At 64.4% G+C, this 19,389-nt stretch carries 12 protein-coding genes; 3 read left to right on the forward strand and 9 right to left on the reverse strand.

The window, feature by feature from the left end; genetic code table 11:
* Positions 1-46 precede the first annotated feature (46 nt).
* Together QZX93_RS04480 and QZX93_RS04485 are read right to left on the reverse strand one after the other, a co-directional pair.
* A complete protein-coding gene (locus QZX93_RS04480; protein WP_295392381.1) occupies positions 47-1,552 on the reverse strand; it encodes a histidine kinase dimerization/phospho-acceptor domain-containing protein in 1,506 nt (501 codons plus the stop codon).
* Between the two features lie 137 nt (positions 1,553-1,689).
* Positions 1,690-5,145: an acyl-[ACP]--phospholipid O-acyltransferase gene (locus QZX93_RS04485; protein WP_295392382.1), complete on the reverse strand. Its 3,456-nt coding sequence runs from the start codon at positions 5,143-5,145 to the stop codon at positions 1,690-1,692.
* Positions 5,146-5,571: 426 nt separating this feature from the next.
* Here QZX93_RS04485 and QZX93_RS04490 point away from each other — a divergent pair, with 426 nt between their 5' ends.
* Positions 5,572-8,028, forward strand: a complete 2,457-nt coding sequence (locus QZX93_RS04490; protein ID WP_295392383.1) for a hypothetical protein — start codon at positions 5,572-5,574, stop codon at positions 8,026-8,028.
* 92 nt (positions 8,029-8,120) lie between these two features.
* Complete coding sequence (locus tag QZX93_RS04495; RefSeq protein WP_295392384.1) at positions 8,121-10,598, forward strand: vWA domain-containing protein; 2,478 nt, start codon at positions 8,121-8,123, stop codon at positions 10,596-10,598.
* A 281-nt stretch (positions 10,599-10,879) separates the two neighbouring features.
* On the opposite strand, the gene QZX93_RS04500 is transcribed toward QZX93_RS04495, so the two are convergent.
* The 7 genes from QZX93_RS04500 to QZX93_RS04530 all read right to left on the reverse strand — a co-directional run bounded on the left by QZX93_RS04500 (position 10,880) and on the right by QZX93_RS04530 (position 15,741).
* The gene (locus QZX93_RS04500; RefSeq protein ID WP_295392386.1) at positions 10,880-11,068 is read right to left on the reverse strand and encodes a hypothetical protein; all 189 of its coding nucleotides are present in this window, start codon (positions 11,066-11,068) and stop codon (positions 10,880-10,882) included.
* 1,015 nt (positions 11,069-12,083) lie between these two features.
* Entirely contained in the window at positions 12,084-12,455 is a 372-nt protein-coding gene (locus tag QZX93_RS04505) for a DUF5615 family PIN-like protein (RefSeq protein ID WP_295392387.1), read from the reverse strand.
* Entirely contained in the window at positions 12,452-12,688 is a 237-nt protein-coding gene (locus tag QZX93_RS04510) for a DUF433 domain-containing protein (protein ID WP_295392390.1), read from the reverse strand. Before QZX93_RS04510 ends, QZX93_RS04505 begins: the two co-directional genes overlap by 4 nt.
* A gap of 333 nt (positions 12,689-13,021) precedes the next feature.
* Entirely contained in the window at positions 13,022-13,258 is a 237-nt protein-coding gene (locus QZX93_RS04515; protein WP_295392391.1) for a hypothetical protein, read from the reverse strand.
* Between the two features lie 291 nt (positions 13,259-13,549).
* The gene (locus tag QZX93_RS04520) at positions 13,550-14,767 is read right to left on the reverse strand and encodes a restriction endonuclease (RefSeq protein WP_295392393.1); all 1,218 of its coding nucleotides are present in this window, start codon (positions 14,765-14,767) and stop codon (positions 13,550-13,552) included.
* A 145-nt stretch (positions 14,768-14,912) separates the two neighbouring features.
* Entirely contained in the window at positions 14,913-15,278 is a 366-nt protein-coding gene (locus QZX93_RS04525) for a hypothetical protein (protein ID WP_295392395.1), read from the reverse strand.
* A 298-nt stretch (positions 15,279-15,576) separates the two neighbouring features.
* Positions 15,577-15,741 carry a hypothetical protein gene (locus QZX93_RS04530; protein ID WP_295392397.1) on the reverse strand — a complete coding sequence of 55 codons (165 nt, stop codon included), beginning with the start codon at positions 15,739-15,741 and terminating at the stop codon, positions 15,577-15,579.
* 251 nt (positions 15,742-15,992) lie between these two features.
* On the opposite strand from QZX93_RS04530, the gene QZX93_RS04535 reads away from it, so the two are divergent.
* On the forward strand, positions 15,993-19,295 hold the full coding sequence (locus QZX93_RS04535) for a tubulin-like doman-containing protein (RefSeq protein ID WP_295392399.1): 3,303 nt from the start codon (positions 15,993-15,995) through the stop codon (positions 19,293-19,295).
* Positions 19,296-19,389 lie beyond the last annotated feature (94 nt).

The following is a 19,389-nucleotide window of genomic DNA, read 5'->3' on the forward strand; positions in this document are numbered from 1 at the left end:
CGAAACGCTGTTCGCGCAGGTGCTCCAGCGCATGCCGTTGCCTCCGTCACCAGCGCGCCGACGGCCCCGTCCGCCCAAGTCGTCCGCGCTCCTGCTGGTGGCGGCGTAACCGGGGGTGGCCGGAACGATGATCAAGGCCCTTGCGATAGATGGACTCGTCGGCCTGGGTGAAGCGGGAGAAGATGCCGGCCTGGCGGTTGCGGGGGATGCCCGCACCGGTGTCGGAGACCTGGAAGCGGAGCGTGACCAGGCCGGCGTGCTCCTCCGCGAGCCCGGCGTCGATGCGTACCTGGCCCTGGGTAGTGAACTTGAATGCATTGCCCAGCAGGTTGACCAGGATCTGGCGCAGGCGTCGCGCATCCCCGACGGCGGCGCGCGGGAAGTTGGGGTCGATGCGGTAATACAGTGCCACTGCGCTGCGCCGACTGGTGTCGGCGAAGGTCCGTACCACCTCCTCGACCACCTCCACGAGATCGAATGACTGCTGCTCCAACTGGACCTGCTGGGCCTCGATCCGGGAGAAGTCGAGTATGTCGTTCAAGAGTTCGAGTAAGGCGTTGGCCGAGTTGAGGATGGTCTTTACATCTTGGCGCTGTTTGGGTGCCAGGTCACTGTCGAGCACCAGGGATGTCATGCCGATCACGGCATTCATCGGGGTGCGGATCTCGTGGCTCATGTTGGCCAGGAAGATCGACTTGCCGCGGTTGGCGGCCTCCGCGGCATCGCGGGCCCGCGCCACGGCGTCTTGCGCCAGGCGCCGCTGCCGGTTCTCGCCTTCCAGGCGCGCGGCATAGCCGAAGGTCAGGGCCAATACCAGCAACACCAGCGCGGCCACCAGCAGTGCCCCGCTCCCGCGTAGTTGGCGTCGCTGGGCCTTGATTTGTTCTTGCAGGTCGGCGAAGCGCTGCCGGGCGTCCTCGAGCAGCCGGTTGCCCTGCTCGCTCAGGCGGTAGAAGACGGGCGGCAGGTCGCCCAAAAACGACTGCACCGCGTCGTTGGCTTGCGTCTCCGCCAACGCGTCCCGGCGGGCCCGGGCGGCGTCGCGCTCGCCCAAGAGCCGCGCGAGGACCCCGACCTGGTCGTTGACCGCGGCGAGCGCCGGCGCCAGCCCCCCGACCTCCAGGGGGTACACATAGAGTTGAGAGGTGCGATTCCCTATGCCCCGGGGCGGTCGTGGCTGCTGCGGGTTGCGGGTCGCGGTCGCCCCCCCGGCCGCCAGCGTCTCGAGCCGCGCCTGGGTGTTGCCGATCAGGGTATGCAAGCCGCGGCCAAGCCGGGACTGGGCGAGCCCCCCACGGGTACTGGCCATCTGATAGACGGACGCCTCGATGCGGATCAGGTCTTGGGCCACCTGTTCCACACCCTGGAGTCGGGTCCAGCCGTCCGCGATCGGTTGCTCGAGTTGATCGATCAAACCATCGAAATAGACCGTGGCCCCGATCACGCTCAGAAAACCCACGAGGACAAAGGCCACGGGAGCGAGTGCCCGCACCAGTGGATGTGTCTTTGACGGTTCCGGCCGAGCGAGGCCGGCGGCGACTGGTCGCTTCATAGCCGGCCCGCCCGCCGCGGGGACGGCGCCAGTCTTGCGCCGAGTCTGCAAAAGATCCGTTTTTCGTTGCGTTGCGTGAGATTCATTGGTGTCTATTGGTGGACTATCAGTGGTATCGAGCGTGGCGCGGCGCCCTGCTAGGCCGCCAGGGCCAGGCGCCGGACCCCGCTGAAATCGGTCTTGCCACTGCCGAGCTTGGGGATGGCATCCACGCGGCGCATTTCCGCGGGGATACTCAAGGGATTCACGCCGGCCGCGAGCAAGGCGCGGCGCAGGGCCTCCCAGTCCAGGTCCGCAGCCACCAGGAGCAGGATCCGCTCGCCCTTCTTCTCGTCCGGCAGGCTGACCGCGGCCAGTTCCAGTTCCGGCTGGGCCAGTGCGCGGCGCACCTGCTCCTCCACCGCGCCCAGGCTGATCATCTCACCGCCGACCTTGGCAAAGCGCGAGTAGCGGTCGACGATGGTCAGGAACCCGTCAGGGTCCAGGTGGCCCTTGTCCCCGGTACGATACCAGCGTCGGCCGTCCAGTTCGGTGACGGCCGCCGCAGTTTGGTCCGGGGATTTGAGGTAGCCCTTCATGACCTGTACCCCGCCGATCAGGATCAGTCCGTCGGTGCCGGGCGACAGGGTGGCGAGCGAGACCGGGTCCACGACGCGGAAACTGGTGCCGGGCAGGGGCATGCCGACGGTGCCGGGGCGCGAACCGGTCTGGATCTTCCAATTGTCCAGGTCCAGGGTGTCCGGTACGTTGACACTCGCCACCGGCGTGGTCTCGGTCGCCCCATAGCCCTCGAAGATCGGGCGCTGGAACTTGAGCACGAAGGCCTCGCGCACGTCCGGGGCCAGCCGCTCGGCCCCGGCCACCACGATCCGCAGCGACTCCAGCATGAGCGGGTGGACCTTGCGGTTCTTGGTGTAGAGCCGCAGGAAGGTGGAGGTGCTGCACAGCACGGTGGCGCGGTGCCGGGCAATGGCCTTGGCGGTGCCGAAGGCATCCGTGGGGTCCGGGTGGCAGACGATGGGGATGCCCTCCACCAGCGGCAGGAAGGTGGTCACGGTGAGCCCGAAGGCATGGAAGGGCGGCAGGTTGGCCATGATGATATCGCGGCTTTCCGTGTTGAGCATGTCCGAGATCTGGCGCAGGTTGGCCATGATATTGCGATGGGTGAGCTCCACGCCCTTGGGTGTCCCCTCGCTGCCGCTGGAGAAGAGGATGGCGGCGGTGTCGGTGGGGCGGGTATGCTGCCCGAACAGGGCGAGCAGAGCGCGCGCCGGCAGCGCCGTCGCCAGCGCCAGCGTCCCGAGCGACTCGGCGCGGCCCATGCCGGCGCGCAGCTCCTCCATAGGGTGCAGGGTGACCGCGCCGAAAGCGGCGCTGAGATCGATGCCGCGCCCGCTGAGTCGTTTCAGGAAGCGCTCCGCCGTGATGACATGACGGATGCCGGCGGCGGCGATGGCGGCACGGACGGCCTCCGGGCTGGCGGTGTAGTTGAGGTTCACCACCTGCTTGCCGGCCATGAGTCCGGCCAAATTGGCGATGGCGCAGGCCCCGCTGGCCGGCAGCAGGATGCCCAGGGCGGGTTCCGGGGCCAGGCGTCGGATGCGCGAGGTGAAGAGCAGGACGGCGGTGATGAGCCGCCGGTTGGTGAGTGCGGTCCCGGCCGACTCGATCACCGACACCGCCCCCGGGGTGCGCTTGGCCGTGTGCAGCCAGGCCACCGGCAGGGTCGGCAGCCCCGCCACATAGTCCTCCCAGGAGCTCACCGACAGCTCGAAGACCGCCTGCTTGACCTGCTCCGCGCCCGACTCCAGGGGCAAGGCCGCCCCGAAGGCGACCACGACGTCGCGCACCGGCCCCGCCCCGCGATTTTCCTTGAGTTTGCTGCTGGCGTAGGAGAAGCGGCTGCCCCAGAGGCCGCGCAGGTAGAAGGGGACGATCGTTGCCCCGCTCTGCGCCGCGACCTGGCGCGCTGAGAGTTCGTAGCCGCGCTTGAACTCGGAGAGTTGACCGTTCTTGCTGATGGTCCCCTCCGGGAAGATGCAGACGACCTCGCCCTGTTCGAGCAGTCGGGCGACGATGCCGATGGCCTGGCGGCTGCTGCCGCGCGAGATCGGCACGGCCCCGAAGAAGTCCAAGAACCGCTTGAGATACCAGCGCTCGTAGATCTCGCGCTCCATGACGAAGCGCACCGGGCGCGGGCAGGCCATCTGGACCATGGCCCAGTCCACCCAACTGATGTGGTTGCCGAGCAGCATCACCCCGCCCTGGGCCGGCAGGAGATCGAGTCCGATGACCTTGAGCCGGTAGCGGGTCGCAACGATGCGCAGGACGAGGAAGCGCACCAGCGACTGGGGCAATTGGTAGAGTGTATAGGCCGCCCCGACCAGGGCGACCGCGGCAAGCGCGACCATCAGTGCCAAGCCGCTCACCTGGGCGTAGGCGGCGGCCACCGTCAGCCCCAGGAAGGCCAGCATCCAGATGTTCTGGATGAAATTGCTGGCGGCCAGGACGCGCCCCAGGCCGGCCTCCCCGGCGTTGAATTGGATCAGTGCATTGAGCGGCACCAGGAAGAACCCGGCCAGCACGCCGAGCAGCAGGAAGTTGACCCCGTGGGCCCAGGTCGAGTGCAGCTCCGGGAGCAGGAACAGGGCGGCGGCGATGCCGATGGCCCCCACCGGGATCAGGGCGGTTTCGATGTGGTCGCGCGAGACCCGCCCGGCGATGACTGAGCCCAGGATGATGCCGATCCCGGAGCAGGCCAGCAGGCCCTGGATCACCACCGTGTCGGTTTCCCCCAGCGTCTCCTTGGCATAGGCGGGAAAGACCGCCAGGATCACCTGGGAGATGGACCAAAAGACCGCGAGCCCGATGATGGAGAGCCAGATCACCCGGTTGTCCCAGGCCGCCTTGAGGTTGGTGCGCAGGTAGCCCCCGCGGCCATACTCCGCCCAGTCGAAGGCGATCGTCTGTTCCGGCTCAGTCAGCGGCAGGCGGTAGGCGAGCCCTACCTCGATCAGCGAGGCGAGCACCAGGACCCAACCCACCGGGGCGATCAGGTGCATGACCTCGCCGGGGCTGCTGTAGAGCGCGCCGCTCAGGTGGCCCTCGAACAGCACCGAGAAGAAGAAGATCCCGGCCAGGATGGCGGTGGTGGTAGTCGCTTGGACCCAGCCGTTGGCTGCCGCCAGGGCTTCGTTACCCACTAACTCCTTGATATAGCCGTACTTGGCTGGCGAGTAGATGGCCGCCTGGAGGGCCAGCAGGAAGGTCATCGCGAAGGCCGGCCAGAACAGTCCGAGGTAATAACAGGCGGTGATCCCCAGCGTGATGGCCACCGCCGCCCAGGCGGAAACCCGCATCACCAGCGGTTTGGGGAAGCGGTCGGCGAGAAAGCCCGAAGGCGAGAACAGCAACACAAAAGGGAGCAGAATCAGCGCATTGACGATGGCGGTGAAGAGTATCTGGGCGTCGCCGTCGTAGGTCTTGAAGACGGTGTTCTGAATGACGATCTTGTGGCCCAAGTCCACGAACGCATTGAGAAACATCATCCCGATAAAGGGCCGGAAACCGCTGATGCGAAACAGCTGCGCCATGACCTTGAGATCTCCTGTGCTGTGCGATGCCCGCGGACCCGGCCGGGCCGAACCGGCGGGGCAGCGGATGACTGTTTGATTCTCACCCCCGGGCGTGGGCGATCCGGCGCCGGAGGCTGAACGCCGGCGGCGCGGGAGCGAACGCCAGGCGTCGCGGGTCCGCCGCCATTCCCCCGCCCATCCTAACGCGAAGGCAGCGAGGAAAGGTAAGGAATATAGACTAAGCTATGTCAGGCAACACCGCAGACGCGCGGGGACTGCCCGCCCCGGCCCGCTGAACCAAATCCCGCCCGCAACCTTGGTACACACTCTATGGCCGCGTCCACTTGGCCATCGGTCGGCGCCTTAACGTCCCCGGCCTGGGTCCCGACATCCCGGTTGGGGCGAATCGCCACGGATCTCACCACCGATTCGCCGTGGTCCGCCGTGTTTCGTCGTCTCGCACTCAGCGGTGCCCTCCTGCTGGGCGCGGCCAATGTCCTGGCGGGCGCGCTGGACCTGGGCTCCACCGGGGATCACGTGCGGGTCGTCCTGGACACCTCCAAGTCCATGTGCGGTGCCGCCTGCGGTTGGCAGGACCCGCCGAACGACCCGGGGCGCCTGGCGATCCTCTCCACGCTGCTGTTGCACGACCTGCTCAAACCCGACCCCAACAAGGCCGAGCACCCCGACAGCTTTGCGGTCATCCCGTTCGATCGACAGAAATGGCTCGGTGAGGCGCCGCCGCTCAATACGGCGACGCCCCGACGGGCCACCGGGATGGCGACGCGCGCGCAGTTCATCGCCGCATTGAGCGCGACTCAATTGCCATTCGACGCGATGAATACCTATTATTCACCGAGCATCGCCCAGGCCCTGGCTGACCTGCCGCCATTGTCGAGTACCGACAGTGCGGCGATGACCCGCACCATTGTCCTGATTACGGATGGCCTGTCGGTCAATCCCGGGGCCGATCAGGCCTATATCGAGACGCGACTCTTGCCGGAGCTCGCGGCCAAGCAGACACGACTCTATGCGATCCTGTTCGGCCCCGATGCGACCGCGCGCGGCGAGTCATTCTTTGCCGGCATCCAGCAAGCCGATGCGGCGAATGTCCGCTCCGGCGTCTATACCCAGCGCGTCTTTCCCGATGTCTTCATCGTGCGGACCGGGGAGGAGCTCCCCGCGACCATGATCAAGTTGTTCTCGCAGCGCTTTGGCTATCTGCACCTGCCCGATGACCGCAAAGACCGGATCGGCAGCGGCGCGGTCGCCTTGAATCTGCATCGCGACGTGGGGCCGAGCGAGGCGGCCATCGTCGCCCTGCGGCTGGACCCGGTCGGGCGCTCGACCCCGCTGCCGCCCAAGCAGACATTGTCACCGCCCCCCGGCGGCAGTGTGAATCCGCAACTGCTGCTGGAGGCGCGCGAGCCGGGCGGGAGCTATTCATTGCGCTGGGAATTAAAGCCCGCGCCCGGGGACTATCCATTGCGGGTCGCCGATGGGTCCGACGTGTCGGTGTTCGTCCTGCGCCCGACCAACCTGCGGGTTGAGCTGCGGGAGCATCAAGGGCCGGGTGCCGGGGGGCCGTCGACCGCGATACCCTCGTGCTTTGCGCCGGGGTCCCTGGTGACGATGGCGGACCGGACCTGCCAACTCGACTTCCTCGTCAGTACGGCTGCCGGCACCCAGGGCCTACCGCCGAAATTGACCTTGCGCTATTGGCTCAAACAGCCGCGGCCCGACGGCCCTGCTTGGAATATCAATGATGCCGACGGCGTCGGTATTGCCGATGCCCACCATTGGGATGACCTGGCCGCGGGTGGGCGGCGCTATTGGACACAGACTCAATTCACCAAGAACCAGTTGCCCGACGACGTGGCCGCTGCCTATACGGCGCACCTCACCGTCAAGGTCGACCTGGCGGGTCGGACGGTCGCCTCGAGGGGGGGCGATGACCCATTCGAGGTCCTGGTCTATCCGCGGCTCGGCCTGTCGCCGCAGCCGCCGGCCATCAAGATGAAGAGTCCGGACAGCGGGGCGCTTGGGCGTCAGGCGAGTGCCTGTGCGTCATTCGACCTCACGGAGGACTTCGGGACCCGGCTCGAAAGCGCCCAAGTCAATCAGATGGCGCCGGGCAGTGGGGGCTTCAATGTGCGGGCCTTCCTCAGCGCGCAGCCGCCGACCAGCACGAGCGATGCGTTGCGCGGCGCGCGCTTCACGCTGGATGGCGAGCGTATCGGTTTTCAGTCGGGGTCGCCCGGCTTTGCCTGGTCGCAGGGCAAGCCACGCGCGCTTGCCGAGTTGGTCCGGCGCAACGGCGTGGGCGGCCGGCATGCGCTCTGTGTGACCCTGGGTCCCTATGCGGATGGCGACCCGCTCAAACCGCCCGCCTTTCAATTGAAGCTCATTCTCGATCATCCCCCCTATGATCATTTTGGTGTGATCAAGCCGTTGCAGGTCGAGGTGTTGGTGGCCCAGGCCCCACGCCTTGGCTGGTGGTCGCTGCTGCCGTTCCTGCTGCTGGTCGGACTGATTCCGGCATTGCTGCTGGTGCGCCCACGCTATGCCCTGCCGCGTGACTTGGGTTATGGCATTGCGAGCGCGGCCCATCCCGATGAATTCGTCGCCCGGCGGCTGGCGCCCGCACACCCGCTGCGGCGCCTGTTGTCGCGCCGGGCGGAACGTCAGCTCGTCGACCGGGCCGGGGCGCTCCTGGGGTGGGTCCGGCCGGAAGACGAGGCCCTTTTTGCCCTGCGTCCGGCGCGTGGCATTACGGTGCATCAACGCGACGGGAGCGGCCTTGCGCCGACCGCCGCCGGTCTGTATCTGCTTGAAGTACATAAAGCCTATCGGCTGGGCATGGGCGAGGAGGACCTATGGTTGCGGCTCCAATTTCTATGAGCTCACGTCATTTGCAGACGGCTGTTGGTTATGCCAGCGTCCGTCATTGGTCACGCCAAGGCGCCAAGGCGCCAAGAAAGAAACCGCAATCAATGCACTCTCCCAATCGGCTGCTGCGCGAATCCCGATCCATCAATAACACACGGAATATTCTTGGCGTCTTGGCGCCTTGGCGTGAGCATGTCTTTCTTCCATGGGGTGGAATGCTGTGCGGGTTACTGCTCGCGCTCTGCGTGCTGTTGTCGTTGCCGGTCCGGGCCGAGCCCCCGGCCCGTATCCAGCGCCAGGTCGCGGTGGTTCTGGATACCTCGACCTCGATGCGGGACGCGGTCAATGACCGGCCGCGTCTGGCGATCCAGGCGATCAAGATCCTGGCCGACCTGCTCGGCCCGGCCGATGACCTGAGCCTGGCCTGGATGCCTGCCAGCCCGGACTGCAACGGGCCGCCGGACGCGGGCCGGCGTATCGACCGGCAGGCGGCGGACCTCGCCGGCTTCAAGCAGGCCCTGGACGCGCGCGCCCGCTATGGCGGGCCGACCAACTTCATCGTGCCGCTACTCACCGTCAAGCCGGCGCTGGACGCCGCGGTGGGCAAAGAGCGGCTGCTCATCGTCATCTCCGATGCTGGCCGCGACACCTGTCGGGCGGAGAGCACCCAGATCTTGAGTGAGTTACGCGCCGCCGGGGTCCATACCGCGGTGGTTAGCCTCGGCGAGCGGGGACGCCCGGTACACAGCGAATACGATATCCGCACCGCCGCCCAGACCCCGAGCGAATTGCTGTCGGCGATCGGGGAGATCTACCAGCGCTTCCTGGGCGCCAAGGCCCCCGACTCCGGCCGGCTGTCGCCCGACTCCGCGGCGATCACGGCCGAGGTGCCGCCCTTCGTCGACGAGGCCTTCCTGCTGGTCGCGGCCGAGGGTCCGGTGGGTGCCATCGACGCCGCCGCGGGCAATCCGGCCGCCGTAGCGGTCGAACCAGACTATCGCGCGGGGGAGACCCGCGGGCTCGACGACCTCGACCGCGGCTATCGCATCCTGCGCCTGCGCCGTCCGGCGGCCGGCACCTGGCGCTTTAACGTCAGCGGGTTGACCGGCGAGGCCGGCTGGTACCTGATCCAGGACTTCTCGGTCAGCATGCGGGTCGCCGCACCGCCCAAGGCGGCGCAGGGTGAGGACACGCCGGTGACCCTGGAGCTGATCGACGACCGGAGCGGGAGTCGCATCGCGCGACCCGGGCAGATCCCGGGGCTCGTGGTGAAGGCCTTGGTCGATGGCACTGAGGTCGCCTTTCGCGACGACGGCCAGGAGGGCGATCAGACCGCCGATGACGGGGTCATGACCGCACGGGTGCGCTTCATGCGGGCCGGGCCCGCGAGGTGGCGCGTCCAGTTGGCGAGCCGCTATGTCCAAGATGAGCAGCCGTTCGAGACCCAGGTCGTGCCTGCCACCTGGGTTCTGGAGGTACAGACCCCGCCCTCAACCTTCATCGGCAATACCATCGCGGTGGCGGTTCAACTCAAGGCGATGGGTGCGCCCAACGCGCTGCGCCCGCCGGATCGGGTGCGCGCACGCTTTGCCGATGGTCGCACCCTGACACTGCGCGACGACGGCCGCGACGGCGATCGCACGGCCGGGGATGGCATCTATGGGCGGGACTGGACGCCGGATCGGGTCGAAACCGCCGTCATCGACTACACCGCCGAGGGGGGAGGGGACGCCGCGGCCGCTCAAGGGCAGGTGGACGTCAAAGGCACCATCGCCTTTGGTCCGCCCGGCGTGCTGGACTATGGGCGCCTCACCGGCCGCTCTGAGGCGACGGCGACGCTCGATCTGGGATTTGTCCAGGCGCGCGGCCGGTTCGACTTGCAACTCTCCAGCGACTTCTCGCACTGGGGTGCCGTGCTGGAGATCGACGCGGGTGAGGGCTTCAAGCCGTTGTCCGGGCGCGCGTTCACCCTCGGTTTACCGGACGGGGGCAACCGGCGCTATCCGGTGCGTCTGCGGGTCGGCAACTGCCCGGCGGCGGTCCACCCGGATGCGGCCGGGGCATTGGTGGTGGAGGCGGTGGATCAGCAGGGGCAGCGGCTTCTCGCCCCGGTGCTCATCCGGGTCGAGATCGTACCGGACTATTGGCTGCGCTGTTGGTGGCCGGTCATCGCCGCCATCCTGCTCGTACTCCTGGGTGCCTTCATTCTCTATGGCATCCTGAGCCCCGCACGCTTTCCGCGCACCCTGGCGGTCATCCTCTCACCGGAGGCCGATATGGACGAGGGCTATCCCTTCAATATCCGCTCGCAGCGCGGTGGGCGCAGCGGGTTTTACCGCGATGCGCGGATCTACATCACCAGCGATTTCCAATTGCGCCGCGCCGCCGGCGATGCCCTGGTGCGACTGCGGGCGAGCCGGCTCGGTGTCTTCATCCAGGCGCTCCCGGGGTCGGCCGTACTCTACCTGGATGAAGACAACCGATGGGAGCCGCTGAACGCCGAGCAGGAAACCCGGGTACGCTTCTCGACGCTGTATAAGAATGCCGCGGGGACCTTGTTCTTCGAGTTCCGTAACCTCTGATCCGCCTGGGAGCGCCGACATCCTGTCGGCGACGGCCCGAAGCGCCGTTGGATCCTCAGCGAAAACAAAACCGCTATGCTGATCGATAACCCTAGAAAGAGCCGTTGTCACGCCAAGGCGCCAAGCTCGCCAAGGCTCTTCAGTGCGTTATCAGCGTTGCGCCAGCCACCTTGAGGGTGATCTGGATCGTGGTTCTACCCGATTGTATTTCTTGCCGAGCTTGGCGCCTTGGCGTGAGCAATTCCCGGATTTATGATAACCGGGCTCGTCGCGGCGGTCGCTCATCGGGAGCCCTCGAGTCGCTTCAGCCGACGCTCCAGGGTAGCCAATCGCTCATCGGTAGAGGGCGGGTCTGTCGTCGCCTCCAGGGCCGTGACCGCGCGCGTAACGACCTCTGCCAGCGACTCACCCGGGCGGCGCAGCTCAATCAGCCGATGGTGGGTCTCGACATCCAGGCGAAGCGATTGCATTCGCGCCCTCGGTTGGCCGTGTCTGCCAATGTGCCGCAATGCCGCAGGCAGACGATCATAGAACGGTGGTTTGGAGCTGGTTCGGGAACGACCCCGCCAGGTGAATAGGCCCAGTGCCATCGCTACCGCCAGCAACGCTACCCAGAAGAGGCTCCCGGTGCCCTTTGGCGACACCTGCGGCTGGTCTGTAGTGACTGGTGTAGGCACCTCTGGTAGTGGCAATTGCGGTATGGCCGATGCGGGGAACGATGGCGGCGGACTGACGACCGACATGTCGGTCGCTGGGGTTGCCGCAGAGGTGTCATCAATGTTCAGGTTTGCGGGTGTGGTCGCTTCCGGCAGTCGACTGGTTGCTGGTGCCGTCGCCTTTGGCGGCGGGTGAGCCGCGGCGGTGTCGGTCGCCAGGAGTGCCTCAAAGTGACTGATTCGTTGGGCATAGACGGCACGCAGACAGTCCGCCGTGTCGCAGGCCTCGCGGTGTTTCCTCAGCCAGTCCTTTTGCATCTGTTCCGGCGCCAGGCCACGCGCCAGCAATTGCGAATAGAGTGCCCCCATTCTAATATCTTGGGCATGCACGTCGGGGACGGCACAGATGAGGCGTTCGACCGACGTTCTCGCTCGATCGCAGTCCCAGGTGACAGCGGGTTTCCACGATTTCATCGGCGCCGGTTGCGTTTCAGTCGGTGTCTGCGCTTCGCCACAATCATCCTTGTAGGCATATAAGTTTCCGCCACCGTTCCTGGCGCACCAAGCGTCGCCAGCCGGGTATCGGCAGGCGCTGGCGGGGTCGTCAGCCGCAAGACAGGTCGCATCAACAAAGCGACAGAAGACGGCGCAGAAAAGCGCAGTCGCGAATTGGCCGATAACTCTATTTTTCATTGTGAAGGAGTCGCTGGAGTGGAAGCTGGTCGCGCAGGGTGTACCGTGGCGGTGGGAACGATGGGTTACTCTTTACGCCCGTAGGAGCGGCCCCCAGGCTGCGACGGGTCGCTGCGAGGAGATGTCAAGGCCGTGATTAGTTACGACTTAGCGGCAACATCCGGATGCGATGACGCCTTGGATCAATCGTCACCAACGCTCCCGCTTTCAGCATCTCCGCTGCGGTGATCAGAGCTTCCAGCACTGCTGCGCCAATCGCTTCGGGAAGGATATGCTGAAACCGAAGCTGGAGGACGCTGGGAGCTGCCGCGTTCGTCGCAAAAAGCAATGAGCCGAAATCCAAGTCGTGGGTGAATACCATATAGCCGTTGTCCCGCGCCCAGACCATAATGTCGCTATCTTCCGCGCGGATGTCTCCGATCCTGCTCCAGTGAATCGCGTCATGACCGGCCCGATTGAGGAAGTCTTCCCACGTCTCGGGGATATTCATGTCCAAGATGATCTTCATGATGCCTTAAGCGGCACGTCATATTCTTCAGCACGCCAGGTCGCATAGGCTAGAGCTGCATAAATGTCCGCTCGTTCCAGGCTGGGATAGAGGTCCAAAACTCTTTCTATCGTTTCGCCGGATGCCAGTAGTCCGGTGACGGTCCCGACCGTTATCCTGATGCCTCGGATACACGGCTTACCCCCCATGACCTTGGGGTCGATCGTGATTCGCTCTAGTTCCGGGAAATTCATATGTTTTCTCTGTCAGAGTGGCTACGGCTGCAATACAGTATTCCAGCTGGACATCGGGGGCGAAATCCCGCTCGGTGGGGTATCGGTCCCGCGATTCTCTCGGTCAGCATTTCGGTATCGCGCAAGTTCATGAGCGCCCTGGTACCCTATAGATCATTCCACACCATATCTTCCGGATTATCCCAGACCGCGGCGAGCGAACCCGCTTAGGCACCCATCAAATTCTCCCATTCCGCTCGCTCTTTTGCTTTAGATAGCCAATTAAATCCAGTACCTCCCGAGCTTGGGGCTTAGGGAGCGTCTTGATCTGCTCGTGGGTCAACTCGGCAACAGTCATGATTGACTCTCCCGAACCGATCCACTCGGCGTCAATGATGCGCTGCCTTCGGTGTCAGGCTCGGTTGCACTGGTGGAGCCGAGCACGTCGTTGATCAAGGTGGCGGGCGGGCGGACCACGAACCGAGTCCCGGTTTGCTCTGCCAGATGACGCGCCCTCTCGGCGGCCCGCATCAGGGCTACTGGTGCGGCCTGCATGTCGGGGTCACTGAGTCGGGAAACCGGGGTCTTCATGGATTACCTCCTTCGGCCATCAGGGCAGGGGGCGCACTGGCATTGTTGTAATGCTGCCACATATCCACCAGTCCCCCGTAAGGATGGGAAAAATTCCTCAAGCCCGCAGCAAAGCGACGGCGAATCGTCAATTCTGGGACGGCAGGCCCGCCCTGAGCTACCCGCTCCGCAACGCGAGCCATAGCCGTCTCCGAGTCCGGTAAGGATAGGAAGATCAGTTTGACCGCAAAGCCTTGTATTCGCCATTTCGGGTTACTCGGGCTTGGCGCCTTTAGCGTTGAGCATTGTTGCCTAGCTCGGCCCCGTGTCCTCTGTCGGATCAAGAGCCGGTTCGGCGTCGGTGGCGGCTCCACCCTTGGCAAAGTAGCTGTCGTCAATTTCGATTAGAGATTGAGGTCGCTTCTTGACGCAGACTTCATGCTTGAGCAGCAGTTCTATGAGCTTATCCCCATCGATCAATGTGATGGGTGCGGCTCCCGGGTACAAGGCCGCATCGGTGCAGCCCTTGGCGAAGCGACCGATGGTGATGATGGTGCCGCGGATGGCTTGGTGGTAAGGTAACGCGCCGCGCAACTGGTCGAGCACCGGGCGGGTGATAGAACCCTGATGGCGCTTCACCTGAACGACTTCCTTGATCTGAGTGATGCCGAACTGGTAATTGGCGATCACATCGACACCCTTATCGCCGCTCTGCTTGGTAACGACCACGTCCTCGTAATCCATCGCTTCGAGGAGGTCGCGGATGAGAATCTCGAAGCGGTAGGGGTTTATCTTACCGAGCAGTTCCCGGAGTGCTGTGACCTGAGCGTCGTTGTAGCTCTTGATCGCGCTTAGTACTCGTTGATGCGCCTGCTGCTCCGGCGCGCCACTCGAATCGGCGGCGTAGGCGATGCCTTTCTCGGTGATGGCGTAGGTATTACCTGCACGAGTGGAGTAGCCGCGTTCGACAACGTTGAGCATACGATAACGTAGCGTATGCTGGATGGTCGAAGGAGTCCTATAAGTTGAATGGGCCAGCAAGAAACTACCCCAGTCTTCGAGCAGATCGCCACGTTTACCCGGCGAATGCGCGGCGAGGATGGATAGTAGATTCGGAATGCCTTCGGCCTCGTCGATCTTGCGGACCGTGGCAATATCGTCGTCGAGAAATGCCTGCCCGATGTCGGTCAGGCGGTATGCGCCAGTGCTGTCAGGCATCAGCAGCTTGTACGTGGCGATAAACCGGTAAGCGCCGTAAAGGTAGCGGGGGTTGATGGTCTCGCAGCTTTCTTTCCAGATTCGGCTGGCTAACACTGCGGACTCACCGCGGAGGCGTTGAATAATCCATTCGTCCGGGTTGCTCCAATCGACCTGATTTTGGGGCGTGCCGGTATGGTCCCATACGGCGCTGACCATGTCGCGGACGGCAGCTTGGCTGGTCGTGCCCGTCCAGATGACGATGAGCCTGCGGACTTCCGTATAACTCGGGAGATTGGGAATGTGAACGAGGTCGTGATGAGCTTCGGTCATTTTTGGCTAGGTGATCCATTGCTTGAGCGTGAAGAGACCTGGGCGGCATATTGGGGCTAGTATAATCAACCAAGTGGTCGCGGGCGTGCGAGTCAGTGAACCTCGGTCGGTCATAGGTATACCTGATTCTTGGAGTACTGTAATCTCAAGCGGCTAGCGGTGCCCTCAGATCGATCTCATTCCAAGGGACGAAGACGCGCTGGCGGTCGTCGATTTCGAGGATACCAAGATCGACCAAAGTCCCAACATCGGTGCGGCCAGGGGGACTGTCATTCTCGATGAGTTCAGCGAGGTCGCCGATGGGTTTTGGTCCGCTTCGCTTGACCGTCTGAATCAGTTCCCAGCGCTTGAGCGTAAAGGTGCTCAACAGCTCAGACAGGCTCTCGAAGCCAATCGACTCAATTGGGCTGACCGCTTCGCCACGTTCCACGCGTTCCCAGGTTTGCGCGAACGCCTCCATTGCGGCCTGCGGGGTGGATATCGCGATACGAAGGATGCGTCGTTCAGTCATCGGTCAGTCTCCTGACATCTGCCAAGAAATCGCCGAGCAAAGTCCGGACGTCGATCGCGGACGGTCTGACGGCCTTGGAAGAGGTTTCTGGCGTTCATGGCCCCAATAACGCCACGGTTCGGCACTTAGGTCAAGTCTGGATGTGCTCGCTCGGGTTCCAGGATCGGCCCGCTTGGCGGACGCCGTCAGTCGTACGAGGAGCGCAGTCCGCTCGGCGGGGAGTCGTCCGCGGTGCGGGCGGGGTCGTTATCGCTTGGGGCACTGTCGTATGCCAGGGGACGGACTGTCCAGGCCCCCGTCAGTGCGCCGCTTGTTCCTCGGACCCCTTGGGTTCGTCGGCGATGAAGTTGGCGTTGCAACGCCCGGCCTTGGTCGCCGGGACGGCCATGTGGGCCTTGCGGGCGACCTGTCGCGGCCTGGGGGCCGCTCCTAGGGGGTAGGAGTGGCCCCTGGCAAAGATCATGGCCCCCAATATCCCGTGGTAGAAAGGCACGTCGGCCGGTGCCGTGCGATGTCAGCCGGTGCCGAGTCCCCTCCGGGGTGCAGGCATCCGGCGGGGTGTATAATTTCGGCCTGCCTGGTGCGACGCCGGGGGTTGACCCGGCCGCTGCCTGAGCGTCCCGGCGTTGGCCAGGCGTTAAGTCCCTTTCTCACCACGGCGGCCCGGCGGTTGTCGGTGAACCGCCGCCCGCTTTGCTTTTCACAGGTGCAATCATGGCTGACAGCGACTATCGTGCAGAGCAGGGTACTATTACCCCGGCCTTTTTCATCGGTGTGGGTGGGGTCGGTTCCCGGATCGTCGATCGGATCGCGGCGCGGGCCGCCAGTCTGCCCAATTGGGAGAGTCAGCTGCGGCCGCTGACTGCATTTATATCAATCGATACCAATGACCTGGATCAGGATGCGTTGAAGTCGATCCCCAAGGGCAACCGGATCAATATCGCGGCCTTCGACAAACAGAAGGTGGTCGAGCATCTGCGCCGCTCTAACGATCCGCAGGCGGCGCAATGGCTGCCCGCCACCTATAACCCGCGGGAGGGTGTCAAGCCGGGGGCCGGACAGATCCGCATCGAATCCCGGCTGGGGTTCTTTTTTCATTCACCGGCGATCCGCCAGCGTCTGCATGATCTGGTCAACCAGGCCCTGGCCCCGGGCATCACCTGGCGCAAGCACGGCAAGTTCAATATCTATCTCTTCTGCACCCTGGCCGGTGGCACCGGCTCCGGCAGCTTCCTGTCGCTGGCCTATCTGGTGGATGAGATCGTCAAGCGTGCCAATTGGCAGCCGCGCGTGATTGCCAATCTGTTGCTCTCGACCCTGATGACCGATAAGGTAGGTCCGGAGCTGCATACCAATATCCATGCCAATACCTATGCGGCGCTGAAGGAGCTGGAGAGCCTGACTAAGCTCGATTACGCCCAGGTCAAGCAGTCGGGTCGCACCGCCGAGCCCTTCCAGTATGTCCGCAACGAGTCATCGCGCGATCGGCTGAGTGTCAGCACGCGGCCCTTTTTCGTCTCATTCATCCTCGACCGCCCGCCCCATGTCGGCACCCGCGACCCGGAGAAGGTCATTGCCGATGCCGCCTTTTTGCAGGTCTTCACGCCGGTCATCAATGAGCTGGCCGGTGAGTATGACAACTATGAGCAGCACCTGGAGTCACTGACCCGCTTCCCCGGCGACTTGAGCGATGTCGGCGAGGGCTTTACCAAGAATTTCGGCACCTTCGGCGCGGTGGCCCTAGTCCTGCCGGGCGCCGACCTGCTGGAGTATTGCGCGCTGCGCTTTGCCGCCCAGGCCCTGCGCGCCCAGATCACCTTTGGCGTGGATGAGTCCGAGGTGGCCGATGACCGTGCCCGCGCCCTGGCCAAGCTGGCGGTTGACTATAACAGCCCACGCTTTGCCCAGATGTCGGACGAGGGCCGCGAGGAGCTCATCAATGACTCATTCGTTGCATCGGTGCGTGAGCTAGCCCGCCAGGATGCCATTGAGGAACTGTTCGACGGCTATTGGTATCGGCTGGTCCAGTCGGTGGATACCGGCGCCGTCACCGGCACCACGGCGAAGGGTGACGCGGTGCATGCCGATACCCTGGTGCAGCAGGTCGAGCGGCGACTGGCCGAACAGCGTGAGGTGCTGATCAATCGTATCGCGATCAAGGATCGCACCATGTTCTTCCAGAAGGAACAGGCCAATGCCTATATCGACATGGTCTCCAAGCTCGAGGAGGAGGTGCGCCGCGGTCACCAATTGGTCGATGGCGAGGCGCTGGGGCTGGTGACTGGCGCCCGCGAGGGGGAGCCGATCGCCGGGCTCAAGCTCGACCCGATCCAGGAGCGTTATCTGGTGGTGCGTCTGCTGGAGATCTGCGGCAAGAACTGGCTCACCAAGGCCCGCGACGATGAGCAGGCGGCCGAGTCGAAGGACATCGTCAAGTCGCAGAAAAAGCGCGCCGAGCTGCGCGATCTGACCTATGAAAACCTGCGCAAGGCGGCGGCCAGTCGGCGGCTGTTCAATCGCGATCAGGACTTTATCCATGCCAAGGAAGAGGCGCAGGCGGTCTATACCCAGGCCAAGACAGCGGCCCTGCGCTATCTGGATGCCCGAGTGCGCCTGATGCAATTGCGTGGCCTCCTGGAATTCCTGCAAGGCCGGTCGCGCCAATATGTGCGGCTGGCCACCCGCATGGACGGATTGGTGAAGGAACTGGAGAAGGATGCGGCCCGGTTGCAGGCCGGCGAGACCGCCGTGGTCCCGTCCTATAGTATGCGGGTGGAGGTCTTCGAGACCCTGGACGAACCGCGTCGCCGCATCTGGCAGCGGGTGTGGAGTCGGCTCTTCATCGAAGACGGGCGCTTTGTCAATACCTTCGATCGTCAGGCGCTCGCCGAGGCCATTTCAACTCAATTGAAGCCGGTGGTGCAGGAGGGCGGGCGGGTGGTCGCCAAGGGTGTGGATCAGACCGTGGCCGATCTGCGCCGGGCCTTGACGCAACTCGGGCGCGAGCGGTTGCGTGGGGCCATCTTTGGCGGTGAGGGCCAGCCGGGGCTCGATGTGATCTCCGGGTTGAATCTGGAGGCCAGGCTGATGCTGGAGCCCACCAAGGCGCCGGGTGAGTCGGTGACCGATGACGCGCTGGCGGGCTATCGTAAGCGCAAGCTCCTGGCGCTCGGGCAACTGGCGGGGGTGATGGCGCGGGTGAGTGCGGCGGAGTCCGCGGCGCTCGATGATGGTGTGGTCACCAATCGCACTCGGCTGGTCGTGCTCGGTGTCGATAGCGATGCGGGTGGGCGGGGTGCCGAGGCCTTCAAAGACGAGCTGATCGATGTCTTAAGCGATGGCGGCCGGCAGGTCAAGACCACCCAATGGCATGACCCGCGCCTGATCATCGTTCATGATGTGGTGATGCCGATCCCGCTGTATTATTTCGCGGCGCTGATCGACGAGATCGAGCCCTCGTATCTGCGGCTCGCGGGGGATGAGCGGCGCGGTTTCCGCCTGCACACCGACAGCCATTGGGAGGACGCCCTGCCGAATCTCAATCCGCGCCGAGCCGAGGTATCTGCCGGTTGGGCGCTCAAGACCCTCACGACCGGGCTGATCGCGCGGGTGATCGGGGTCGATGCCGTCGCGGTCGAGGGCGTGGATACGGATCGCTTTGTCTGGCGCCGTGCGGGCGCCGAGCCATTCATCTTGGGTGCCGAGTTTGTACTCGCCCTGGCCAAGATCGGCGCCATCCATGACGACCTGCACCTGCGCGCCTCGCTGGAGGATCAGATCGGGCAGCAATTGGGCGCTATGACGTCCGATGCGCGCCAGATCCGCCGGTTGGAGCTGATCGGGCAATTGACGGCGGACCTGGACCACATCAGCGTCAAGCGCGTGCAAGGCCTTGAGGTCTCAGCCTATGATTATCTCAATGGCCCGGTGATGCGCGCATTGCTGCATGGGCTGAAGGAGCTGCCTCCCGACCCGCAGTCCCCGCGGGAGGCGCGGCGCGAGCAGAAGCGGTATTAATTATTTATGCGGAAAATGATTGTCCGCAAATGAACGCAAATGAACGCAAATTGGGGATACTGAATTATCGTTTATTGGCGTTCATTTGCGGACA

The sequence above is a fragment of the uncultured Thiodictyon sp. genome (assembly GCF_903946935.1).
In the GTDB taxonomy this organism is placed as follows: Bacteria; Pseudomonadota; Gammaproteobacteria; order Chromatiales; family Chromatiaceae; genus Thiodictyon.